General features: G+C 67.8%; 18 protein-coding genes. 6 read left to right on the forward strand and 12 right to left on the reverse strand.

Going from position 1 to position 23159, the window contains the following annotated elements:
* The first annotated feature begins 19 nt into the window (after window positions 1-19).
* Complete coding sequence (locus IPG50_21240) at window positions 20-2668, forward strand: hypothetical protein (GenBank protein MBK6694709.1); 2649 nt, start codon at window positions 20-22, stop codon at window positions 2666-2668.
* 117 nt (window positions 2669-2785) lie between these two features.
* Here IPG50_21240 and IPG50_21245 read toward each other — a convergent pair whose 3' ends face one another.
* The 6 genes from IPG50_21245 to IPG50_21270 all read right to left on the reverse strand — a co-directional run bounded on the left by IPG50_21245 (window position 2786) and on the right by IPG50_21270 (window position 7856).
* Window positions 2786-3196 carry a hypothetical protein gene (locus tag IPG50_21245; protein ID MBK6694710.1) on the reverse strand — a complete coding sequence of 137 codons (411 nt, stop codon included), beginning with the start codon at window positions 3194-3196 and terminating at the stop codon, window positions 2786-2788.
* A 683-nt stretch (window positions 3197-3879) separates the two neighbouring features.
* A complete protein-coding gene (locus IPG50_21250) occupies window positions 3880-5442 on the reverse strand; it encodes a caspase family protein (GenBank protein MBK6694711.1) in 1563 nt (520 codons plus the stop codon).
* A complete protein-coding gene (locus tag IPG50_21255) occupies window positions 5439-6197 on the reverse strand; it encodes a hypothetical protein (GenBank protein MBK6694712.1) in 759 nt (252 codons plus the stop codon). Before IPG50_21255 ends, IPG50_21250 begins: the two co-directional genes overlap by 4 nt.
* On the reverse strand, window positions 6194-6691 hold the full coding sequence (locus IPG50_21260; GenBank protein ID MBK6694713.1) for a sigma-70 family RNA polymerase sigma factor: 498 nt from the start codon (window positions 6689-6691) through the stop codon (window positions 6194-6196). Before IPG50_21260 ends, IPG50_21255 begins: the two co-directional genes overlap by 4 nt.
* A gap of 29 nt (window positions 6692-6720) precedes the next feature.
* A complete protein-coding gene (locus IPG50_21265; GenBank protein MBK6694714.1) occupies window positions 6721-7629 on the reverse strand; it encodes a hypothetical protein in 909 nt (302 codons plus the stop codon).
* Window positions 7590-7856, reverse strand: a complete 267-nt coding sequence (locus IPG50_21270; protein MBK6694715.1) for a hypothetical protein — start codon at window positions 7854-7856, stop codon at window positions 7590-7592. Before IPG50_21270 ends, IPG50_21265 begins: the two co-directional genes overlap by 40 nt.
* Window positions 7857-8150: 294 nt before the next feature.
* Between IPG50_21270 and IPG50_21275 the strand changes: the two genes are divergently transcribed.
* Both IPG50_21275 and IPG50_21280 read left to right on the forward strand, forming a co-directional pair.
* A complete protein-coding gene (locus IPG50_21275) occupies window positions 8151-9164 on the forward strand; it encodes a hypothetical protein (protein ID MBK6694716.1) in 1014 nt (337 codons plus the stop codon).
* A gap of 44 nt (window positions 9165-9208) precedes the next feature.
* A complete protein-coding gene (locus tag IPG50_21280; GenBank protein MBK6694717.1) occupies window positions 9209-10369 on the forward strand; it encodes an MBL fold metallo-hydrolase in 1161 nt (386 codons plus the stop codon).
* Window positions 10370-10386: 17 nt separating this feature from the next.
* Here IPG50_21280 and IPG50_21285 read toward each other — a convergent pair whose 3' ends face one another.
* Complete coding sequence (locus IPG50_21285; protein ID MBK6694718.1) at window positions 10387-11745, reverse strand: hypothetical protein; 1359 nt, start codon at window positions 11743-11745, stop codon at window positions 10387-10389.
* A 214-nt stretch (window positions 11746-11959) separates the two neighbouring features.
* Here IPG50_21285 and nhaA point away from each other — a divergent pair, with 214 nt between their 5' ends.
* The gene (gene nhaA / locus IPG50_21290) at window positions 11960-13372 is read left to right on the forward strand and encodes a Na+/H+ antiporter NhaA (GenBank protein ID MBK6694719.1); all 1413 of its coding nucleotides are present in this window, start codon (window positions 11960-11962) and stop codon (window positions 13370-13372) included.
* Window positions 13373-13417: 45 nt separating this feature from the next.
* Here the strand turns inward: nhaA and IPG50_21295 are convergent, their stop codons facing one another.
* The 3 genes from IPG50_21295 to dnaK form a co-directional block, all read right to left on the reverse strand.
* Complete coding sequence (locus IPG50_21295) at window positions 13418-14038, reverse strand: hypothetical protein (GenBank protein ID MBK6694720.1); 621 nt, start codon at window positions 14036-14038, stop codon at window positions 13418-13420.
* Between the two features lie 117 nt (window positions 14039-14155).
* On the reverse strand, window positions 14156-15601 hold the full coding sequence (locus tag IPG50_21300; protein MBK6694721.1) for an ABC transporter substrate-binding protein: 1446 nt from the start codon (window positions 15599-15601) through the stop codon (window positions 14156-14158).
* A 270-nt stretch (window positions 15602-15871) separates the two neighbouring features.
* Entirely contained in the window at window positions 15872-17788 is a 1917-nt protein-coding gene (gene dnaK / locus IPG50_21305) for a molecular chaperone DnaK (protein ID MBK6694722.1), read from the reverse strand.
* Window positions 17789-18164: 376 nt separating this feature from the next.
* On the opposite strand from dnaK, the gene pcnB reads away from it, so the two are divergent.
* Together pcnB and IPG50_21315 are read left to right on the forward strand one after the other, a co-directional pair.
* A complete protein-coding gene (gene pcnB, locus IPG50_21310) occupies window positions 18165-19496 on the forward strand; it encodes a polynucleotide adenylyltransferase PcnB (GenBank protein ID MBK6694723.1) in 1332 nt (443 codons plus the stop codon).
* Window positions 19497-19599: 103 nt separating this feature from the next.
* On the forward strand, window positions 19600-21108 hold the full coding sequence (locus tag IPG50_21315; GenBank protein MBK6694724.1) for a neutral/alkaline non-lysosomal ceramidase N-terminal domain-containing protein: 1509 nt from the start codon (window positions 19600-19602) through the stop codon (window positions 21106-21108).
* 54 nt (window positions 21109-21162) lie between these two features.
* On the opposite strand, the gene IPG50_21320 is transcribed toward IPG50_21315, so the two are convergent.
* Both IPG50_21320 and IPG50_21325 read right to left on the reverse strand, forming a co-directional pair.
* A complete protein-coding gene (locus IPG50_21320; protein ID MBK6694725.1) occupies window positions 21163-21849 on the reverse strand; it encodes a hypothetical protein in 687 nt (228 codons plus the stop codon).
* A gap of 80 nt (window positions 21850-21929) precedes the next feature.
* Entirely contained in the window at window positions 21930-23072 is a 1143-nt protein-coding gene (locus IPG50_21325; GenBank protein MBK6694726.1) for a metallophosphoesterase, read from the reverse strand.
* Window positions 23073-23159: the final 87 nt, after the last annotated feature.

A 23159-nucleotide genomic window follows, 5' to 3' on the forward strand; every position in this document is an offset into this window, starting at 1 on the left:
CTCTTTCCGCGAGAGCCCCATGAACCTCACTCGAATCCTCTTCGGCGTCACGGCCTTCGGCCTCATCGCGTGCACCAACGGGTGCTCGTCGACGGGCGACGACAGCGAAGAGAGCGACGACGCGCTCACGACGAGCCAGCCAGGCCAATGGGTCGTGGACCTGAAGAAGGTCGCGCTGCCCACGGACCGCGGCGGCTACGGTCGCTCGTCGCAGCTGTTCTTCGGCCTCGGGCCTGCCGAGTACCTGTGCAAGCCGGGCGAGCCCGCCGAGCAGTGCGCGCAAAAGCCCGCCTTGTGGGACCAGACGTTCCGCTTCGGCCCGGTCGCTGATGAAGCCGGCGTGGCGTTTCGAAAGCCCTTCGCGAACGACAAGGAGAACCCCGTCGTCAAGACCGCCGACGGCAAGATCACCGGCCCGAAGGGCAAGGGGCTCAACATCATCCCGCTGCTCAAGAACACCGACCCGACCAAGCAGGTCTACCTGCGCCAGTGGCTAAAGAACGGCGACGTGCTCGCGTTCTTCCACCCCGAGCAGTCGAGCATGCGCAACCTGATGGACCGTCGCGTGAGCCACGTGGCCATGCACTACGACTACAAGAGTCCGCTCAACGGCAAAGAGTACGTCCACCACATCGACAACCCGAACAACTACGGCCCCCGCTACAACTACCCGCCGAGCCGGAACATGCCGTTCCACGTCTTCCGGTTCCAGCCCAAGGGCATGGACGCGAAGAAGGCCGAGGCCTACGCGCTCGCGGCCCGCAACTGGGCCTTCTTGAACGACGACCTCTCGCCCTTCGCGGACTTCTTCGACCTTCAACTTCAGACGCAGCGCGACCTCAAGACGAAGTTCGTCGACAAGCTCCTCGCGGGCAGTGAGTCGGCGGAGGTCTATTGCTCCGGTCTCGCCTTCACGAACCTCAACCTGGGGACGAATCACCCGCTTAAGCCGGGCCTTCTGACCAAGGAATACAAGCGCGGCGAGACGGGCGAAACGTTCGCGCCTGGCGATTGCCAGAGCGGCAACGAGGACAAGTGCGTGCTCGCTCCGGCCAAGCTCGGTGGCGTCGAGGTCGCGTCGCTCGAGAGCCGAAACAAGCTCGTGGTGAACCCTTACACGACGGGCGAGCTTGCCACCCAGTGGCTCGACAACACCTACGGCGAGTTGCCGCTCGAAAAGCGGGCCGAGATCGCCGCAAAGCCGGAGACCCAACAGCAGCTGGCCCAAGGCCTCTACAACGTTCAGTGGAGCGACGGCGACGGCAAGCCTGGCGACGCGGCGGCCACGGCGCCGCCGGCGGTGACCGCGACCGAGAACCTCAAGGCCTGGGGCGACGCCTACGGCGCAACGCTCGCGTGGAGCAAGGCCATGAAGGCCGGCGACCAAGCGGCCGCCGCTCTGGCGACGCAGGCCTTCGTCGACGCTCATCAATTGAAGGCGAAGAGCGGCGAAGTGCTCGGCCTCGCGCAGCTCATCGAGAAGCATAACGCGGCGGTGCCGACGGGCGACGACGCCGAGAAGTGGATCGCCGTCGACGCGGCGAAGATGTCCGCGGCGCAGATCCTGAGGGCACTTGAGATCGCCCACGTCACCAACCGCTACGTGCCGCCGCGTATGTGGCTCGATACGGCCGACGACCACACGTTCTTGCCCAGCGGCTTCGACCCGCGCACCGAGAGCAAGGGCGACATGGTCTACGTGGGCACGGTCATCAACTGCGAGCTCTTGGCCGCCACCGACGGCTCGTCGAAGGACGCGTGCGCGGTCGACGGCGCCGGCGTCGGCGCAGGCTCCGATCAGTTCAGCGAAGGCGGCGCCGACACGAGCACCTACGCGCACTACGCCGTGGCGAACGGCGCCGAGCGAACGCACCGACGCTTCGACGCTAGCACCGGACCCGAGCTCATGGGGAAGGGAACCAAGATCACCGTCCGCGCCACGAGCTTCGAGATGAAGGACGTGAAGTTCCTTCTGCACACGCCCGATCTCTACGCCGAGGGCTTTCCTCAACACGTCAACGAACTGTTCGGGGCCCTTCCGCCCGAGGCGCTCCCCGCCGACGCCCGGCAAGCGGGCCTCCCAGCCCTCAGCGTCCGCGACTACGACACCGCGTGCACGGCCATGAACAAGGTCGCGAGAGCCCAACAGCGCCGCGGCTCCTGCGCGCCAAAACGCGCCATCGTGCTCGACGTCTCGAAGTCCGCTGAGGTCGCTCGCCGCGACGCGCGCGCCACCGCATCGGGCCCGGTCCCCGACGCCGTGTACACCTTCGACCTCACGAAGGTGTGCCGCATCACGAGCCACACGGCGCGCACGATGAAGTGCCCCGTCGTCTCCCAGAAGGCCGACGGCTCAGGGTGGGACTTCGCCAACGTCAAGGACGTGGAGGTCAGCCGCTCGACCCACGGGCTGGTGTCGACGACGATGGTCGACGTTGGCGCCACGGCGACCGGCCAAGCGCCTCAAGTCGATGCGTCGAACGCAAACAGCGAGCGCGACCAGCGCTCCTACGGCCTCTGCGCGGCCTGCGACGCCGGCGGCGGGCACTTCAACCAGTGGACCATCTCGATCCAGAACGAGGCGATCGCGACGCCGGCGCCCAATCCGACGCCAACGCCGACGCCCCCGCCGCCGCCGCCGGTTAACCCGTCGACGCCGGGCAAGTAGATCGAAAAGCTCGCCGAGGTTCGTCCTCGGCGAGCTTCTTTTTCCTGGTGAAGTCAGCGTGGCGCGAACCAGCGCGCAACATGAGCCCCGCCATGCGCGAAGGCGCGCGACTTGCGATTACTGAAGGGCCACGAGCTCGTCGCGACTCTTGACGACCTCGTCGTGGATCTCGACGAGCACCGCGCGCACGGAAGCCGACCATTCGCCCGTGAGGGCCGTCGCGAAACGCGACTCGAGCCGGGCCTGCGAAGCTTTGCACGCGGTGAGCACGTCGCCGGCGTTGGGCCCGGCCGCGAACATCATGGCACTCACGCGAGCTGCCCGGACTTCGCCAAGAAACGACGCGCGAGCGCCCGGCACGCCACGAAGGGTGCGGCCCGCTTGCTGGAGCTCGGAGACGAAGTGGACGCGGCGTCGCGCGAGGCGCGCGAGCGGTGCGCGGCGCGATGGATCGAGTCGCTCGCCGCGGTCGAGCATGTGCTCGTCGTCGACACACGCCCGAAGGAGTGTGCGGAGTTGCCGGTTCATTGATTGCGCCATGCGAGTCGACCTTTCGTGGTGACTCGACGCGCGCGCTCTTGCGCGGGTTCATTGGAGCCGACCGCCGGCCCGCGCTCTCGCGCTCGACGGTCGGAAGGGAACATAGGCACGCTCCGCCGATCTCGCCTGAACATTCGCAGAAATCGTGACGCCGGGCTCCGCGCGAGGGCCGCCCATGCCCCGTCTCCGCGCGGAAAGCTTGCGGATCGAGGGCGATCCAAAGCCAGGCGCCGCCGGAGCTGTACCGCCGCGCTCCCACCGTGTGACACGACAGGCGACACGTCTGGCTGAGCCGGGCGCGAGTGGCGCTTTTTTCGTGTTTGCGCTCGTTTCGTCGGAGGTATTCCCGATCCATCCTCGGGCAGGCTCGGCCCGCTCCGGCGGCCGATTCTTCGGCAGATCCGGCGCCGCGTCGTTGGCACCGTCCCTGCTCAGACCAAAGACATCATGAGCAGAGAGCTCCCGGACCTTGCACTCCTACGGCGACTCCGCGCCGGTTTGAGTGCCCACGAGCCAACGGTAACGGTCAGACCCATTGTGGTCGGGCGTGGTTACAACGCGTCCCAAAAGATGCGTGAAGACCTCGAGCTCATGGCCTGGTCGCTCTCGCGCTCCGGGCTCTTGCCCTGGTAGGGAGTCGACGCGAGACCCGCGCGCGAGAACGCCGGGCGCTAAAACGCGACGCCGGCGCCGACCGCAGCCCCGATCGTAAAACGCGGCTCGGTCCCCGAAGTCGTCGGCACGAGCAGCGAAGCGCCATCGGCACCAACGCTCATGAAGAGCGGGCCTGCAACGCGCCAGGAAGCACGGAGCAGCGCGCCAAGCCCGGCGCCGACGGCGCTCTTCGACTCGGATGTGACGAGCCCCGCAGCGGAGGCGCGCTCCGCGTCGATGCGCTCGAGGCGCTGGCCAATCCACTCCAGGACAGGTCCACCACCGGCGCGAAGCGTGATCGGCCCGATGGCGCCGCGCCACTCGATGTTGAGCGAAGCGCCCGCGGTCTTCTCGTCGACGCGTCGGGCCGCCGTATCCATGCGGCCGACGGCGCCGTGTACGCCCACGCCCATGGCCCAACCGTCGAAGCGCCGGTGGTAACGCAAGAAGCCTCGCTGGACGAGCCCCAACTCGAGCTGCACCGCCGGTGCGTAGAGCGCTTCGAGCTCATTCGGAGAAACGATGACGGCCCCGCCCTTCTGCGCCAGCGTCTCGAGCGCGACATCTCGAAAGTCCGACGGTCCAAGGGTGCGCTCCTCGCCGCGACCGAGCGTGACCTCGGCCGCACCGCCGCGCCCCGCCGCGCGACGTTGGACCACGTAAGCACCGGGGGCGAGCGCGAGGGAGACGCGACGATCGGCGGCGCTCCAGGCCTCCGAGAGGACGCGGCGCGAGCGGGGCTCGTAGACCAGGTATTGCGCGTCGGCGACTTGTGGGAGCACGAGCCGCGCCGTCATCGGCGTTGGCGTGGTCAGCACGACGGGCCCCGTTTCGCGGAGGTCGAGCTGCGCTGTGGGCCTTTGGAGCACGCCCGAGGCGCGCGCCGACCGAAAGAGCGTCTGGTGGTACGCGTAGTCGTAAGCCTCGGCCAGCGTCACGCGCCGATCGGAGTCGGCGTCGGCGGCGCCGCGCAGGCCGCTCAACCAGTAGTGCGTAAAGACGCCTCCGCCCAGCTCGCGAGACTCTTGCGCCGGATCGCCCTCCGACGACGCGTGGATCCACACCGTGCCGACGGCCGCGCCGGTGCCGTCGGGCAGCGCGACGGCGAAGGGCGCGTCTTGGCTCATGCCCTTTTCGCGTGTGTCATCGTTGCGGCACGCGTCGAGGACCACGACGCGGAGGGCCGCCGGCACCTTGGCGACGCGGGCCGCTAGGTCCGACACGGCCATCGTCTCGGCAGCCAAATGCAGGCGTTCGCGATCGCCGTGACCGCTGAAATAGAAGACGAGGCTCACCTCGTCGGGGCGCCGCGCTTGAGCCATCACGCGGGCCCGCTCGAGCGCCGCCGCGAGCTGGGCGCCGGTGGGCTCGTCGAGAAAGATGGCCGCGTCGGGGCGAACGCCGCCGATCTGACGAAAGACCTCCGAGACGCGCATCGCGTCGTCGCGTGCATACTGCAAAGGACGCTCGCTGGGCGCGCCGTAGCGGTGCCCCGCCGCGACGAGAATGCGCAGCGGCTCACCGTGCGCTGGAGACGCGACGAAGAGCCCTGCGAGCAGGCCTGCCGCGACGCGCTTCATGGCCGCGCCGCGCCAAAGGGGATCACCCGCAGGCCGTCCGCCGCCGCCGGATTGCGAGAGAGGCGCACCCGCGCGACCGCTTCCGGAGCGCCGACCACGATGTGTCCCGAGGGGGGCGCGTCATCGAAGCGCAGGGAAAATTCCGAAAAGAACGTGCCGCCATCAAAGAGCGAGGCCTCGATGAGCGGCACCCAGGTACCGTCTTCGGCGAGGGCCCCGGCGGCGAGCGGCGTGGGCCCTTCAAGGGCAACCTCGAGGCGAAGCCGATCTTGCGGCACGACCTCGACGGGACCGACGACGCGTTGCTGCGCGCCGCCGCGCTCGCGGATGAGCGCGACGGCGAAGCCACCCTTGAAGGTCGTCTCGGGGATCACGCTCGAGGTTCCGCCGCCTGCTGAAGGAGAACTTGCTCGCTGTGAAGGAACGTCGAAGGCGCCGGGCACGCCGCTCTGCGGGCGAAAGACCAGCAGAAGGAGCGCCGCCGCCGCCAACGGAGCGAGCCCCCAATAGATGCGCGCGCGCAGCACGCGTTCAAACGGCACGACGGAGGGACGCTCGCGGGAGGCCTTCCGCAGGGTCGCGTCGATGAAGTCGTCGGCGCTCGCGGCTCGAAGGAAGTCCGCGCTCCCCTGTTTGAGCGACGCCACGAAGGCCGCGCACGCCTCGCAGGCAGCCACGTGCGCCTCGGTGGCCGCGTCAGGCTCTCCGGCAAAGTGCGCTTCGAGGGTGCGCGCCGACGGATGCTCCGCGCTCATGACGCCGCCGCGGCACGGGCCGCCCTCTCTTTGAGTGCCGAGAGGCGCTTGTGGATCGCGGGCTGACTCACGCCTAGCTCGGCCGCGAGTTCCGTCTGGGTGAGGCCATCGACGTAAGCGAGCACGGCGAGCTCCTGTTCGTGGTCGTCGAGGCGACTGAGCACGCGAAGCGCGAGGTTTCGGGCTTCGTGGTCGACCCCCGGCGGCGCCGGGACGTCAACGGCGTCGTCGTCGAGCGGTGCGCTCGCTCGTTCGCGCCGATTGCGTCGCATCTGATCGAAACACGTTCGATCGGTGACGCGTTTGAGCCAAGAGAGCGGCTTTGCCGCGTCGCGCACGCCGGCGCCGCTTCGGAGCAGTTTCACGAAGACCTCCTGCAGCGCGTCGTCGGCGCCGGCCTTGTCGCGCAAGAGCGTCGTGCATCGCCGGTGCAGCAGAAAGCCGTACCGGCGATACAGATCGGTGAGCTCGTCACGGGTGAGGCCTTCGTCCACGGTGGCGCGGCGAGCATACTCTCACCGGGTCAGGGGGAAACGCAGGGCCAGTTGGCGGGCACCGGCGAGGGGCGCGAAACGACGGTCGTGTCGCAAACGACGCGGTCGCCGCAGAGGTTCTGCGAGTTCTCGCACGGCGTGTAGCTGAAGCTCGAGCCGTCCGCCTTGCAGTAGAGGCGCGGACTCCCGGCCGGCGGGTAGTAAGTCGAACCGTTGCCGTTCACGCCACCCATGGCGACCGCCACGCCCATCGAGCCTCCCTGCCCCTGGCACATGAACTCCGTCAATTTCGGCGACGCCGTAAGGGGCAACGTGAAGAGCGCGTCGATGGCGTGAACCTGCGGCTCGCCGCTGGTGCACTCGCGCGTCGGCATCGGGACGGGCGCGCCGGCGCCCGCGTCAGTGCGCACATCGGTCGCTTCGCCGCCGACCTCACCGCGCGTGCAGACGTCGCTCGGCAGCGAGAGCTGACTGAAGCCCTTGGGGATCGAGAGCTGCGCGAAATCCGTGCCCGCGGGCGCCACACCTTCGGCGTAGACCACGTAGAGATCTTCGTTCACCCCCACGACGCGATCGACCGCCGTGGTGGCCTTGTCGTCGAGCAAGTCTAGGATGCCGTTGCCGTTCAAGTCCTCGTAGGCGACCAGTGTCCCGATGGCGATGCGGAAGGGATCGCCAGGGAGCGCCGGCCGGAGATCACTCTGCGGGCGCACGCCGCCGCCGCTCGGAGGCGCGGGCGTCGGCGAGGGGACGCCCCCCGCGCTGGGCGGTGCGTCGTCGCAAAGCGCCGAGGCCGGCGGCGCGGCCGCGCCGCTGCTGGGATCGTAGCCGGGACTGCACTCGCTGGGCTTGTTGACCTTGCCGGGAGCGCGCATCGCGTCGAGAGGAGGAAGGGCCCTTACGTCGAGCTTGAACTGCGACGGAAACACCGGCTGCACGGGAACGTCTTGCGAGACGCGAACGCCTCCGCCTCGCCGCCCCACACGATGGCGACGCGCATGTTGGCGCCAGCCGCATACCCCTCGGGGTTCGCCAACTGCCCACGGATCGTGGCGATGATCGGGGCCTGAGCCGGATCGCCATCGAGCTGGCCACAACCGGAGGCGAAGCCCGCGAGTGCGACGAGGGACGCGAGGGCCAACGAGGACGAGATGACATTGCGCATGAAAGCCTCAAGTGGCGCCGCCGACGTCCTTGAACGACGGGGCGCGAAGCATGGCCCAGTCCCGCGGTGGCGCAAGGCCAGGGCGAAAACGGGCGGTTATTTGCGGAGCGCCTTTGCGTGAAGTGCGGGCGGCGCCGACATCCACGAAGACGCCGGTGGTGGCGGCCGCGATAACCAAAATCGACACGTCCTCGAAAGAAACTACGACGCCGCGCGCGCCGCGGTGATTTCGTCGCGCCTTTGCTTGGGAGGCCCCGTTGTTTCGGGGCGAGGAAGGCCGTAAAGAGCGTGGCCATGACCATTTTCGACCTTCGTGTTTCCGCCCTCGCCGCCTTGGCCCTTGCTTCGCTCGCATGCGGTGCCGAACCGCCGACCCCCGCAGCTCCCCCGCCCCCGGCCGTGCCAAGTGCGCCCACCCCGCCGGCGCCGGTGGCCACGACGGCGCCCGCCGCGGCGACGCCCGCCGCGCCGCCCGCACCGGAAGCGCCGAAGGCTCCCACGCCGGCCCTCCGCTACACCGGCTTTGCGACCCCCGAGAGCGTCCTTCACGACGAGGCTCGCGATCGCTACTTGGTCACGAACATCAACGGCAAGCCCGTCGACGCCGACAACAACGGCTTCATCAGCGAGCTGTCGCCCGAGGGCAAGGTCACCACGCTGAAGTGGATCGAGGCGGGCAAGAACAAGGTCACGCTGAACGCGCCCAAGGGCATGGCGATCGTGAAGGACGTTCTCTACGTGGCGGACCTCGACACGGTGCGGATGTTCGACGCGAAGAGCGGCGCCCCGAAAGGCGAGGTCAAGATCGCCGGCGCGACGTTCCTGAACGACGTGGCGGCCGCGGACGACGGACGCATCTTCGTGTCCGACTCAGGCATCAAGATGGAAGGCTCGGAGTTCGTCGGCACCGGCACCGACGCTGTATGGATCATCGAGAAGGGCAAAGCCAAGGTCCTCGCCAAGGCCGCTGAGCTCTCGCGCCCCAACGGTCTCTTGGTCGACGGCAAGACGGTCATCGTCGTTCCCTTTGGCTCGAACGAGATTTACCGCCTCGACGAGAAGGGCAAGAAGGCCGACATGACGAAGCTGCCGAAGGGCGGCTTCGATGGCGTCGCCAAGCTCGGCGACGCGCTCCTCGTCTCAAGCTGGGAAGGTAGCGCCGTCTACAGGGGCAAGCTCGGCGGCACCTTCGAAGTCGCGCTCCCGGGACTCAAGGCGCCGGCGGATTTCGGCTACGACAAGAAGCGCGGCCGTGTGCTCGTGCCCCGCTTCATGGAAGACGCCGTCGAAGCCTACGACATGAAGTGAATGACAAGAGGGGCGGCGACGGACCTCCGCGAGCGAGTCGCGTCATGAACGGACGAAAGCTCCGCCGCGGGCTCGCGTGGTCGCTCCTCGCGGTCGTCGTCGGAGCGATTCTCTTTCACGTCGTCGCCGGCTGGACCGCCTTCGGCAAGCAGCCCTCGGGTGAGCGCCTCGTGCGCATGGCGCGCTCGCCCGAGCGCCGCGGCGAGGTCTTCGTGAACCGCGAGCCGCTCGAGAACGATCTGTGGCTCTCGCTCAAAGACGCCTTCGCGGCCAGCCCGCATACGAGCCCATCGGCGCCGATTCCCTTGACGCACGCGCCAGCGGGCCGGTTCGCGACGCCGCCGGCGTCGGGCCTGCGGCTCACATGGCTTGGCCATTCAACGACCCTCATCGAGATCGACGGGCGGCGAGTGCTCACCGATCCCATTTGGAGCAAGCGCGCCTCGCCGTTCTCATGGATCGGCCCTCAGCGCTTCTACGCTCCTCCCCTCGCCATGGAGGACGTTCCGCCGCTCGATGCGGTCGTCATCTCGCACGATCACTACGACCACCTCGACATGAAGACGGTGCAAGCCCTCACCTCGCGCACCAAGCGCTTCGTGGTACCCCTCGGCATCGGCTCGCATCTCGCGTATTGGGGCGTTCCCGAGGCGCAGATCGTCGAGCTCGATTGGTGGGAGCACGTGGACCTCGGCGGCGTCGAGCTGGTGGCGGCTCCAGCGCGCCACGCCTCGGGCCGCGTGCTCATCGACAACGACACGCGCCTCTGGGCCGGCTACGCCATGCTCGGTCCCAAACACCGCGCCTACTACTCGGGCGACACGGGCCTCTTCCCGGCCATGCGCGAGATCGGCGAGCGGCTCGGTCCCTTCGACGTGACGCTCCTCGAAGCGGGGCAATACGGCCGCTCGTGGCCCGACTGGCACCTCGGGCCAGAGCAGGCCGTCGTCGCCCACCAGTGGCTTCGCGGCCGGGTCATGGTGCCGGTCCATTGGGCAGGCTTCGCCCTCGCGTACCACGGGTGGACCGAGCCGGTGGAGCGCGTGCTCGCGGCCGCAAGCTTGGCCAACGTGACGGTCCTCGCACCGATGCCGGGCCAGAGCGTGGAGCCCGACGCGCCCTTGGGCGTGACGCGCTGGTGGCCCGAGGTGCCGTGGAAGACCGGGGCCGAAGACCCAATTCGCGCGACACACATGCCACCGTGATCGCCGCGGGGCGTGCCTCAGTCGGCTGACGCGTCCAAAGAAGGCGTGCCGGCATCGCAGCGGGAGGGGCCCGACCAGGCGCAGTCGTCGCACCATTGGGTCCCCGCATCGTCGGGGCACGGCACTCCGGAGCCGAGCGTCGAATCCTCGATGGCGAGGACCCGGCCGCCGTCAACGCGACTCAGTGCGGACTGCACCGACGAGAAAAAGAGGGCCGCTGACAATTCGCCACAGTTGAGGTTTTCGTCCGTTGAGCCAGGCATGGGAAGGTCCAGGCGTCCGCAGAGGGTGGTGCGAGCAAACGACTGGTAGTCACTGGCATTCCCAGGCTCGCAGAGCTGGCCGCTCTTCGTGCTCGAGGGGTTGCGGCTGTTGCCGACGACACTCAACAAGCTGGCACTTGGCATTCGCATCGCCAGGCGACCCCGCGACAGCGCAAGTTGAACGACACCGTCAGCGCCGACGGAGCGCTCGATTCCAGCGACGAGCACGCCGCTGCGATAGGAGGTGCCGCCTCCACCGGGAACGCTGATCGGCAGGAGCCCGGGGCCGGTCTCGGGCACCACAAGTACGCCCCCCGTCACGTAACCGTCGGCAAGGTAGCGCGAGGTGACAAGTTCCGAGCCAGCCTCGCCGAGGATAGATCGGCGGTCCACGACCCACGAGCTGGGCCCACCGCCGTCCCACACCACGGGCATAGAGGCTAGGTCCGCGATGCTCACAACCGGCGAGCCGCCATCGCGTGGCAGGCGCAGCCGCTCTTCGCGAGCCGCAACCCAGAAGCGGACGCGAACAGCTCGGTCGTCGGCCTCGCCATTGTAGTCGTCCAGCTCGAGAAGAAGGTTCGTAGCGCCGACCTCGATGACGCGGTTTGGGTCGAAGGTTCGCGCGCCGGGGTTCACGCCGGGAACCTGAAGGATGAGGTCCAGGACGCCAGGCAGCGCATTGTCCACCCCGTGCTCGTAGTCACAGGCCGTCGAGACGGTCGGCGTCGCGCAGGAGCGTTGCTCCGCGCACCCCGTCGCCGCGTCACCGCGCCATGTGTTCTTGCCGTCAAGGTTGAAGCCCGGGTCGTCGCAGAAGAGCGGGCTCTTGTCGGGCCCGTCGTTGCGAAAGGCCCATCGTCGGACAGCGAAAAAGAAGGGTGGCTGACTTGGTTTGTTGGCGCCCACGTCGGACGCAGGGGGCCCCGGCGGTACGGGGCCGCAGGGATCAGGCGCTGCGGGAATGTGCGCGTCGGGCGCTGTCGCACCGTCATCGCTCGCGTCAACGTCCGCGGTGACCTCGGCGCCACGCAGCGCCACGAGCCACTGGCACGCGGCCATGGACGCCACCAGCGGAGCCAAGAGCAGGAGGGAGGCATTGCGCGCTTTCATCTGCTGCTCGTCGGCATCGCCCCTCGAATCTACCGATGGAACACCACGTCGACCAGGGACCCAAGGCTGGCGACGTCTCATTCACACGAAGCGGCTCGTCGCCGACGTGCCTCGCGAGATGTGCTACCTCTGGACGCGAAAGGGTGCGGCGCGGGCCGCAGGACATCGGATGGTCGGGCCGCCATCCACGCCGGGATACCGGCGAGGTCCCACCATGTCCGAAGTGCCGCCGTCGAGTCACCGATTGCCTGCCGCCCCGCCGGAGGCGTGGGAGCCGCTGGTCCGCGTTGCGCGCCTCGCCGCAGCTCCGCTCGAGCGCTTCCTCCGAATCGAAGCGGCCAGCGGGATCCTGCTCCTTGCCTGCGCCGGCGTCGCGCTCGCCGCCGCCAACTCGCGGTGGGGCGACGCGTATCACCACCTCTGGACGCTCCCGATGGGCATCCGAATCGGCACCTTCGCCTTCGAGCGGAGCCTCGAGTGGTTCGTCAACGACGTCCTCATGGCCGTCTTCTTCTTCGTCGTGGGTCTGGAGATCCGTCGTGAGGTTCATCACGGCGAGCTCTCCGAATGGCGGCGCGCGGCGCTTCCGGCGGCGGCGGCGCTCGGAGGCATGCTCGCGCCCGCGTTGATCTATCTCGCCGTCGCCAGCGGGCGCGCCACCCACTCTGGCTGGGGCGTGCCCATGGCGACCGACATCGCCTTCGCACTAGGCATCCTCACGCTCCTTGGCAAGCGCGTCCCGCCGGCGCTTCGTGTGCTCTTGCTCGCGCTCGCGGTCATCGACGACCTGGGCGCCATCGTGGTCATCGCGTTCTTCTATTCGTCGGGCGTCGCCGCGTCAGGTCTCCTCGTGGCGGCCCTCGGCCTTGGCGGAATCCTCGCGCTCCAGGCGCTCGGCGTTCGCCGCAAGGTGGCTTACGTCGCGCCGGCGCTCATCGTGTGGGGCGGCACGTACGCGTCGGGCCTTCATCCGACCATCGCTGGCGTCGTCATCGGTCTCATCACCCCTGTGCGTGCGTGGCTCGGCGCCGACGGCTTTGTGCGCGGCGTGGAGCGCGAACTCGTCAAGCTCGATCGGCCAGGGGCGATGTCGTCGCACGAGCTCGCGGACCATCTGAAGCACGTGGACCAGGCGCGACGTGAGGCCATGTCGCCCGCCGAGAGCCTCATCGAGACGCTCCATCCGTGGGTCGCCTTCGCGATCATGCCCATCTTCGCATTGGCCAACGCAGGCGTGTCGGTCGCAGGTGTCGTCTGGGACGGCAGCGCGACTCGCCTCGGCCTCGGCGTTGTCATGGGCCTGGTCTTGGGCAAGCCGCTCGGCGTCCTCTTGGCTTCGTTCCTTGCGCTCCGGATAGGGTTTGCGACAGCGCCCGCGGGCATCGGCTCTAGGCAGGTCGTCGTGCTCGGTGTTGTGGCAGGCATCGGTTTCACGATGGCGCTCTTCATCGCCCAGCTCGCGTTTGCCGACGCTCGCCTCTTGGCAGCCGCGAAGCTGGGGGTTCTTGCGGCGAGCGGCGTGGCGGCGGCCCTCGCGCTAGTCCTGGGCCGGCTCCTTCTTCCGCCGGAGCTCGCTCCTGGCACGGCGCAAAGCGCCGACGAAGCCGAGTCGTCGACGGAAGCGTGAGGTCTGCACGCGAGCAGGTGGCGCCCGGGGCGCTGAGCGCGACGATCACCAGCCGGGGGGTACTCTCCCCTGCAAGCAGTGGATCGTGCACGGGAGGCCGGGGCTCGAGCCAGCCCCTAGCTCAGGCGCGCTCGCCGTGCCGCGCCGGATGCCTTCCTCGCGGGGCCACAACGCACGCTGCCCGGGCACGAGCGAGTGCAGGCCGCTTTGCCAAAACCCAATGACGTGCGTGTGGCCTCCAACGCGTACCCCAAGCGTGTCGGCGAGCGCTTCGGCGAACGCCTGACCGACGTCGCCGCCGAAGGCCTCGCACGTGCGGAGCCAGACGAGCGATCGCTCGCTTGTGACAAGGCGCTCTTTGAGCACTGCCACCACGCGACGTGCGCCGGCGTCGGCGCCGGGCGCTCCCACGAGGGCGCGAAGGTCGAGCGGGGCTCGGTCGACGAAGACGCGGCCGAAGCGACCGTGGCCCCAATACTGAAGCTCCGCCAGCGGGGCATCGAGCGCTTCGATGGCGCGAGCGGCGCCGGCCCAGTCGTCAATTCCCACCGACGCGTTGACGGCACCCGAAGCGCAGTAGAGCGCCGCACCGCCGCGCCAGACGGCGGAGAGTCCGCCCGCTGGGCGCGTGCACGTGCGGTCGTAGAGAACGAGTCGTTGCGCCACGGGGAGGCAATCGTGACGCGGCCGCGACAAAAAGGAAAACCCCCAAGAGGCTCGGGGTTGCGCCCACGTCCTCTTGGGGGTCGGTCGCGAAGGCCCGCGGGGGCGTTCGCCGGCGCGCTACTTCTTCCCCGGCGCCGTCTTCGCGTTCGCTGCGGCGGGCGGCGGCGTCGCCGTGCCCTTCTCGCCGGGCTTCGCGTCCTTGGCGTCCTTGTCGTCCTTCGCAAGGAGGACCGGCTCGGGCTTGTCGGTGAGGTACTTCTTCATGTCCGTCACGAGCACGAACTCATCGTTCTTGATGCCCGAGAGCCATACGCTGTCGAAGCCCTGGTTGTCACCCTGGCCCCAGGTGAGCTTCTGACCAACGCCCGGGTCCCACCCGACCATCGACTCGGCAGCCTTGCGAAGCGATTCTCGCGTCAGGTTCTTGCCGGCTCGCTCCATGGCTTCGACGAGGGCTCGCGCGCCGATGAAGCTCTCGAGCGCGTTGGTGCTGTAGCGGAGCGGGCGATAGTTGGGGTCTGCGATCTGGGCAGGCAGATCAGCCTTCCGCTTGTCGGTGAGGTCTCTGTACTCACGCACCGCGGGCAGGTCGGTGGCGCTGACGGGCGGCGAGTTCGTGCAGCCAATGAGCGCGTTGGTCATTCGCTTGCTGGTCTTCTTTTCGATGGCGATGAGCTGACGCAACATCGTGTCGGGCGTGCCCATGGTCGCGGCGGCCACGTTCCAGCCGGACTCGCGGGCGTCCCGCACGAAGACCGTCGACGGGTTGTAGGTCGCCGCAAGGACGACTGCTTCCGCGCCTGCAGCCTTCATCTTCGCCACGATGTCCTTTGCGTCGCTCGTCTCGGGCTTGGCCGACTTGGGGATCGGCAGCTCGAGGACCATCGTGAGGCCCTTGTCCTCGATGGCCTTCTTGGCCGCCGTGGCGGCGCTCTTCCCGAAGCCGTCGTCTTGCGCGACAACGCCGATCTTCTTGAAGCCCGCCGACGCGAACGCCTCGACGACATCCTTGCCGGAGCTCTTGAGTGAGCCGCGAATGTTGAAGGCGAAGGGCGCAAACTCGGGAGCGCGCAACACCTCGGCGCCGCTCGTCGAGCCCCACAAGACGAACTTCTTCGCCTCGTACTTCTTCAGGGTCTTCACGATGCCGCTCGAAGGCTCGGTGCCGCTGGCGCCGAAGAACACAAAGGGCCGATCGTCGTTGATCGCTTTCTCGGTCGCCGCCTCTCCGCCCTCCGACGTGTACTTGTCGTCGACGGGCACGATCTCGATCTTGCGTCCATGGACGCCACCGCGCGCATTCACCTCGGCGAAGTACGCCATGGCGCCGCGGTACGACTCGGTGCCCAAGCCGGCTTGGGCGCCGGTGAACGAGGCAACCTGCGACAGGCGAACGGTCTCATCGGTCACGCCGTCGGGCGCCTCCTTCGCAGCCTCCTTGGTGGCTTCCGTCGACTCCCCCTGATCGTCGCGGCGCGCTCGCGCCTTCTTGCAACCGATCACGGACGTTGCAAACACCAAGAGCCCGACGACACCCAACGCTTGTTTCGACCATGCGCGCATGTTCTTCCTCCGCGAAGCCCCCGCTTCAAAGCTCCTGCGCGGTGACGCAAAAGCCCGAGGTTCGAGAGTATGGGGCCCGTCGACGTGGGTGAAGCTTTTCGCCGGCGCCCTCGCCAAATGAGTGCGCGCTCGCCCCCCGTGTCGGGCCAGCGGCGGCGTGAAAAGTTTCGTCTAGTTGGATGGAGAATACACAAAAAAAGCCCGGCCTACAGCGGAGCCGTAGGCCGGGCTGGCGAGCACCACTTGGGCGCCGCTTGAAGCGTCGTCAGGTCACGGGGTCTCTTCGAACTCCGCGTCGATGACGCCGCCTTCCTTCTTGTTGCCCTTCGGCGCCGCTCCGCCTTCGGCGGCTTCCCCGTTCGGCCCAGCGCCGGGCGCGCCGGGCGGAGCGGCCGCGCCGTAGGCCGCCGTTCCGATTCGTTGGGCTTCGCGCTCAAGACGCGCCGAGACGTCTTGGATCTTGTCGTCGTCTTGCTTCTCGACGGCCTCTCGGCCTTCCTTGATGAGCCCTTCGAGGAGCGCCACGTCGGGGGCCGGGAGCTTCTCCTTGTTCTCAGCGATCATCTTCTCGAGCGAGTAGCAGAGGTTGTCGAGCTTGTTGCGACGCTCGATCTGATCGCGACGCACCTTGTCTTCGGCCTCGTGATCTTGCGCCTCCTTGACCATGTTCTTGATCTGGTCCTCGGAGAGGCCCGAGTTGGCGGTGATGGTGATCTTCTGATCCTTGCCGGTCGCCGTGTCCTTCGCGTTGACCGAGAGGATGCCGTTCGCGTCGATGTCGAAGGTGACCTCGACCTTCGGCACACCACGCGGCGCCGGCATGATGCCATCGAGGTGGAACTTGCCGAGGGCGCGGTTGTAGCGCGCCTCGGTGCGCTCGCCCTGAAGGACGTGGATCTCGACGCTCGGCTGGTTGTCGGTCGCCGTCGAGTAGACCTCCTTCTTCTGCGTCGGGATGGTCGTGTTGCGGGGGATCATGACGGTCATGACGCCACCGAGCGTCTCGACACCGAGCGAGAGCGGCGTGACGTCGAGGAGGACCATGTCCTTCACGTCGCCGGACAAGACGCCGGCCTGAACGGCGGCGCCGACGGCCACGACCTCGTCAGGGTTCACGCCCTTGTGCGGGTCTTTCCCGAAGAACTTCTTCACCGTCTCGAGGACCATGGGGATGCGCGTGGAGCCGCCGACGAGGACGATCTCGGCGATGTCCTTGGGCTGCTTCTTCGCGTCCTGGAGGGCCTTCTTGACAGGCTCCATGGTCCGCTCGATGAGCGGCGCCATCATCTGCTCGAGCTTCGAACGCGAGAGCCGCATGTCGAGGTGGACGGGACCGCCGGGGCCGACCGTGAGGAACGGCAGGTTGATGCTCGTCTCTTGGACGCTCGAGAGCTCGATCTTGGCCTTCTCACCGGCTTCCTTGAGGCGCTGGAGCGCCATCTTGTCTTTGCTCACGTCGATGCCCGAGCTCTTGCGGAACTCGGCCATGAGCCAGTCGATGATGAGGTTGTCGATGTCGTCGCCGCCGAGGTGCGTGTCGCCGTTGGTCGAGACGACCTGAACGACGTTGTCACCGACCTCGAGGATCGAGATGTCGAAGGTGCCGCCGCCGAAGTCGTAGACGGCGATGAGCTCGTCGCTCTTCTTGTCGAGGCCGTAGGCGAGGGCCGCCGCCGTGGGCTCGTTGACGATGCGCTTGACCTCGAGGCCGGCGATGCGGCCGGCGTCTTTGGTGGCTTGCCGCTGCGCGTCGTTGAAGTAAGCGGGCACCGTGATGACGGCTTCCGTGACCTTCTCGCCGAGGTAGTCCTCAGCGGCCTTCTTGAGCTTCTGGAGCACCTTGGCGCCGACTTCCGGCGGCGTCACGGTCTTACCGCGCAGCTCGAAGGCGCCGTCGCCGTTGGGGGCGCGGACAACCTTGTAAGGTACACGCTTCGTCTCTTCGCCGACCTCTTCGAAGCGGCGACCGATGAAGCGCTTGGTGCTGTAGACGGTGTGCTCGGGGTTGGTGACGGCCTGGCGCTTGGCGATCTGGCCGACGAGGATCTCGCCCTTCTCGTCCCAGGCGACCACGCTCGGAGTGATGCGCGAGCCCTCTTCGTTCACGATGACTTTGGGCTCGCGGCCCTCCATGATCGCGACGACGCTGTTGGTCGTTCCGAGGTCGATGCCGATAATCTTGCCCATGATTCCCTAGCCTCCAGCGATCTTCAGTCTTCCGGCGAGGCCCTTCGGCGTTCCGGGTTCCGGGGCGCCGCCGGCCTCCGCCGAAAAGGCAAGGCTAAACAGCGGACCGCGGCGGAATTTGCCGAATTCCTCGTCGTGTTCGGGGGCAAGCTAATCACCTCGGCCCGGACGTCAACCGTTGGCGGCATGGCAGGTGCACATGCGGGCCCGACGTGAACTTGAACCAAAGCTCTCGTTGCGGGAGACGCCAATGGACTGCTAGAGTCCCGAGGCATTTGACAGTTCCTCTACGATAAGAGCCGGCCCTCGGCGCCAGAGCGCGGCCGCCCGTGTACGACGGGCGAGACCGACCGCCAGACGCTCGGGTCCCTTCGCGATGCGACGACCCAAGGACGACCTCCCTCCCCCGCCCGAACTTCCCTCGTTCACCATCGAGGCCGACGCCGATGTCCCCGAGGACGTCTCGCTGCGGCATGACGGCACGTCGCTAACGCGCCACGACGTCGACATCGCCGAGGCCGATCTCGACCCTGACGCCGCCAAGGTTGTCCGGCGCCTTGAGCGAGCGGGACACCAGGCCTACCTCGTTGGCGGCTGCGTCCGGGACCTCCTTCTGGACCACAAGCCGAAAGACTGGGACATCGCCACGAGCGCGAGACCGGAAGACGTTCGCCAGCTCTTTCGCAACTGCCGCATCATCGGCCGGAGGTTCCGGCTCGCCCATGTCCTTTTTGGCCACGGCAAGGTCATCGAGGTCGCGACCTTCCGGAAGAACCCCGCGGAGCCCGTCGACGACGACGCCGTCAGCGACCTCTTGATTCGAAGCGACAACGTCTTCGGCGAAGCGCACGAGGACGCCATCCGACGCGACTTCACCATCAACGCGCTCTTCTACGACGTGGACCGCCGTCAGGTGCTCGATTGGTGCGGCGGCATGGAGCACATCGCCCACCGAACGATCCACACCATCGGCGATCCAAACGTTCGCTTCCGCGAGGATCCGGTGCGAATCCTCCGCGCCATCAAGTTCGCCGCCCGCCGCGATCTCGGGATTTCGCCCGCCGTCTACGACGCCATGGTGGCTCATCGCGAGTCGCTCGGTCACGCGGCCCGGCCCCGCATCTTCGAGGAGATCCTCCGGCTCCTACGCTATGGCGCGGCCCACCGGTCTCTTTGGCTCTTCTGGGAAACGGGCGCGATGGCGCAGCTCATTCCCGAGCTCGCCGCGTTCCTCGACGACGATGGCGGGGCGACCGGCGGCGGCGGCGTTGAACGCTTCTTCAAGAAAATGGACGCCATCGATCGCCGCATTCGCGCCGGCGGGCCGGTCCCCGACGACGTGACGCTCTTCACGGTCTTGCTCCGCGAGCCGCTCGAAGAGGCCTGCGATGGCGCCCGCGACAAGGTGGAAGCGGCCTACCAGTTCCTCGATCCGATCATGGAACGCATCGCGATCCCGCGGCGCATCTCCGACGCCATGCGTCGCATCGTCTCGATGCAGCCGCGCCTCGAGACGAAGCGCTTGGGACGCCTCGCCCGCGCCGAGCACGCGGGCCTCGCGCTCGACGTCCTCGAGATTGAGCTGGAATCAAAGGGCGCTGACACGTCGCACCTCGAGGCGATGCGAGCCGAGATCCCTGCCGTAACGGACCGCGAAGAAGACGGCCCCGGCATCCGGCGCCCAAAGCGGCGCCGCCGCCGCCACTAGAAAAGGGCGCGCGCGCGATTTGCTTCCACCGATCAAGACCGGTGGGGCTTTTTCACGCCTCGGAGACGCGACACCGGGGTGTTCCCAATGCTACGTGGTTCTCGTGACGGAAGGACTCTCTCGCCGGGCTTCTAGCCTATCCCCCAAGTGCGGCGCCCTGGCCGTGCCGGCGCTCGCCGTCCTTTTGGCCTCAGCCTTCGCCTGCTCGCAGGCAGGCGACAACGCCAAAGCGCCCGCGCCGGCCCTCGCCCCGAGCGCCGCGCCAACCACGCCGCCGATGCCGTCGGCGACGCCTACCGCGACGCCCGCCGCCGGCGACCTCCGCGCCGCAGTGGCTGTCGTCGACGCGACACCCAAGGTGGGTGTCCCGCTGGCCGGTTACACGAAGCGACGACGCCTCGTCCCCGACTTCGATCCGAACAACGACGTTCAATACTTCGCGCCGTCAACGGCGGTGCGCGATCCGATGCTCGCCAAGGCCCTCGTGCTCGAGAGCGGCGGCCAGCGCCTCTACATCCTGAGCATCGACGCCATCGCCACCATCGCGGAGGTCGTGGAACGGATCGTCGCGACGGCGCGCGCGAAGGGTTCGGCGGTGACGGCCGACCGCCTGCTCGCCGCGGCGTCGCACACGCACTCCGGTCCCGGCGCGCTGACGAGCCTCGGCTTCTGGGTCCAGGCGGCGACCGACTCGCTCGTGCCCCGCGTGCGCGACGCGTACGTGGATGCGCACGCCGAAGCCATCGTGCGCGCCGAGCGCTCGCTCGCGGCGGCGCGTTTTGGCATCGGCCGGAGCGAGCTCGAAGGCGCGACGACCAATCGACGTTCTGGCGTCTCGAAGGTCCTGAAGGCCGGCGACATCGATCCCGAGCTCTTCGTGATGCGCGTCGACCACGAGGATGGCACGCCGCTGGCGACGCTGACCAACTACGGCATTCACGGCACGGCATTGCCGGCCGCCAACGAAGCGCTCTCCGCCGACGTCATGGGAGTCATCAACCGCACCGTCGCGCAGAAGACCGGCGCGCCGGCCCTCTTCGCCAACAGTGCGGAGGCCGACATCGCGCCGTTGGCCGCGACCGACGCGGAGATGGAGTCGCTCGGGAGCGTCATTGGCGACAAGGTCGTCGCTGTCCGTAGCGGCATCGCCACGCGTGACCGCGTCGCGATAAGAGTTGCCACGACGACCGTCGACTTCGGCAAGGCCGAGCTCAAGCTCCGCGCCGACGGCCTATCGACGGGCGCGCTCGACTTGTCGTTGCTCGGCACGTTGCTCGGCGGCCCCTCTGGAATTTCGTCGATTCCCCTCGACGAGACCATGGTCGAGCACAAGTTCCGCATGACCGCCGTGGCCCTCGATGGCGACGTCATCAGCGCCGTACCGGGCGAGCCCGTTCATCGCCTCGGCCTCGACATCAAGGCGCGCGGCAAGGCCCTCGGCTTCGCGAACGTCCTCGTCTTCGGTCTCACCAACGGCTTCATGAGCTACGTCGTCGACAAGGACGAGTACGAAGCCGGAGGCTACGAAGCGGCGGCGACGTTCTTCGGACCGGACACGGGCTCACGCCTCACCGACGCGTGCGTCCAGCAGATCGCGGCCGTCGCGAAGTAGCGGGCGGGCGGGGCTGGCGGGGCCGGGGCTGACGGGGCCGGGGCCAGCGCGCCGTCAGACCGTCTGCGCGACGCGCATGAGCTCGCCGGCGACGTCGCCTTCAAGGGTCTCGTGGTGCGAGACGATGATGCGCTTGAGCGTCGGCGTCTTGGCGAGCTCTTCGAGATCGGCGCGGAAGGCCGCCTTGTCTTTGAGCATCATGGTGCGAAAGAGCCGAGTCACCTTGAAGCCACCCGAGGAGCCCATCACGTTCTTCACGATGAAGCCCTGAAAGCCCGGCGCGTGTGGCATGTTGAAGAGCGCGTCGTTGAAGGTGAGGGTCGTGCCGCCCTCCGTTGTGACGGTCATGACGCCCTCGGCGTCCTTCACGCCCTTCAGCGTTCGAAGGGCCACGCGAGCGTCTTTCGGAAATTCTTCGTAGACGAGGTCGACGGGGACGACCTTTTCGACCTTCGCCCTCGCGCCCTTCGGGCACACGAACTTCGCCTTCGGGTAGCGGTCCTTGTAGGCCGGCGCGTCCAAGCGATGAAAGGCGTTGGGCACGATGACGTAGGCCACGGTGCCGAGAGCGTCGAGCTCCTTCATGGCGGGGTCTGCGAGCATCATCGCGTTATGAACGACGAGGTCGCCGCTCGCGAGCTTCGCGACGGTCATGACGCGGTGGAGCGGCATGCCGCTGAGCGAGCCCTCGACGCGCCAGAGGCCGTCTTCGAGCTTCGTCAGCGGACCGTGCGGAAGGATCTTCTTTTCAGACACGCGCGGGAGCTTACGCTCGGATCGGACCCTTGGAAACGCGCGACGTCGCGCGCTGCTAGGCGCCCTCAGGGCTTGGTGACGGTGCGCGTGTATTCGACGTTGCCGGCGTCATCCAAGAACTCGCCGGTGAGCTTCTTGCCATCGATCACGACGTAGAGGAATCCGGTGGCCTCTTTCTGGAACTGCGTCGGGTTCTTGGTGTTGATGGCTGTCGTGGTTGCGCCGCCACCCGAGACGATGAGCTCGGTGCCGTTGCACTTGTCGGTGAGCCACTGGCGGCTGTGGTCGTGTCCCGATAGATAGAAGTCGACGCGACCGCAGACGGCGTCTTCGAGGAAGTTCTTCACACCGCCGCCGTTGAACGGCGCGGGCAAGATGCAGAGGCCGCCGGGCGGATCGTAACAACCGGCGTTTCCGTGCGTGCCGTTTGAAAGGTACGGGTGGTGGCCCATGGCAATCTTCCACGTCGCCGTCGAAGCCTTCATCCAGGCTTTGAGGTCGGTTCGCTGGAGCGCGTCTTGGGCCCCGAAGAGCTTGCCGTCGCCGACGAGCGCGCTGTTGCCGACCATCGCCGAGTTCGTGTCGCCAACGAACAACTCGAGCGTGCCGCCGCCAAAGACCTGGTGGTAGTGCTTGGCCGGCAGCTTCCACTTCTTCGAGTGCTGCGTGTAGTCGACCTCGTTTTGACCGACCGCGAACGTCGTGCCCGCGCCATCGTTGCCGTAGTCGTGGTTGCCGAGGGCGACGTAGAACGGGATATCCAGGTTCTTGTAGGGCTCTTCGAAGATCTTCTGGAAGATCGGATCGGTCGGACTCGTCGCACCCGACGGGTAGATGTTGTCGCCGAGGAGCAGGCCGAAGTCGCAGCCGTCCTTGGCGCACTTGGCCTCCATGGCCGCCGCCACCTTGCACTGACCGTCGGTGGGCGCCGCGTCCGTCGCCGTGCAACCCTTGCCTTGGTCACCGAGGGCGACGAAGCGGACCGGCGTCCGCGGGCCCGTGTCGGCGTCGACGCCTGTGTCGGGCACCGTCGCGTCGGGACCTGTCGGCGAGGTCGCCGTGACTGTGGCCGTAGGCTTGGTGCTCGCGGTCGTCGAGGCCGAGGGAGTCGTGTCAGGCGCCGCAGGCGCCGTGTCGCCGCAGGCAAAGGCGCTCACGGCCATCGCGCCCGAAACAGCGGCGAGAATCAGGACAGGGACTTTGAGCACGGTGGCCTTCAACGCGTGGAGGTTGCAGCAAAAAAAGCCTCCCCCGGAGGGCTTCTTCCGGGGGACCGTAGCGCGTTGGCCCCGAGA

The sequence above is a fragment of the Myxococcales bacterium genome (genome assembly GCA_016703425.1).
Classification (GTDB): Bacteria; Myxococcota_A; Polyangia; order Polyangiales; family Polyangiaceae; genus JADJCA01.

Bases quoted from the DNA above. Each gene is read 5' to 3' on its own strand.
- pcnB (MBK6694723.1), top strand. From the start codon at position 18,165: ATGCGACGACCCAAGGACGACCTCCCTCCCCCGCCCGAACTTCCCTCG.
- IPG50_21255 (MBK6694712.1), bottom strand. From the start codon at position 6,197: ATGAGCGCGGAGCATCCGTCGGCGCGCACCCTCGAAGCGCACTTTGCC.
- dnaK (MBK6694722.1), bottom strand. From the start codon at position 17,788: ATGGGCAAGATTATCGGCATCGACCTCGGAACGACCAACAGCGTCGTC.
- IPG50_21250 (MBK6694711.1), bottom strand. From the start codon at position 5,442: ATGAAGCGCGTCGCGGCAGGCCTGCTCGCAGGGCTCTTCGTCGCGTCT.
- IPG50_21285 (MBK6694718.1), bottom strand. From the start codon at position 11,745: ATGAAAGCGCGCAATGCCTCCCTCCTGCTCTTGGCTCCGCTGGTGGCG.
- IPG50_21245 (MBK6694710.1), bottom strand. From the start codon at position 3,196: ATGAACCGGCAACTCCGCACACTCCTTCGGGCGTGTGTCGACGACGAG.
- IPG50_21280 (MBK6694717.1), top strand. From the start codon at position 9,209: ATGAACGGACGAAAGCTCCGCCGCGGGCTCGCGTGGTCGCTCCTCGCG.
- IPG50_21300 (MBK6694721.1), bottom strand. From the start codon at position 15,601: ATGCGCGCATGGTCGAAACAAGCGTTGGGTGTCGTCGGGCTCTTGGTG.
- IPG50_21240 (MBK6694709.1), top strand. From the start codon at position 20: ATGAACCTCACTCGAATCCTCTTCGGCGTCACGGCCTTCGGCCTCATC.
- nhaA (MBK6694719.1), top strand. From the start codon at position 11,960: ATGTCCGAAGTGCCGCCGTCGAGTCACCGATTGCCTGCCGCCCCGCCG.
- IPG50_21270 (MBK6694715.1), bottom strand. From the start codon at position 7,856: ATGCGCAATGTCATCTCGTCCTCGTTGGCCCTCGCGTCCCTCGTCGCA.
- IPG50_21275 (MBK6694716.1), top strand. From the start codon at position 8,151: ATGACCATTTTCGACCTTCGTGTTTCCGCCCTCGCCGCCTTGGCCCTT.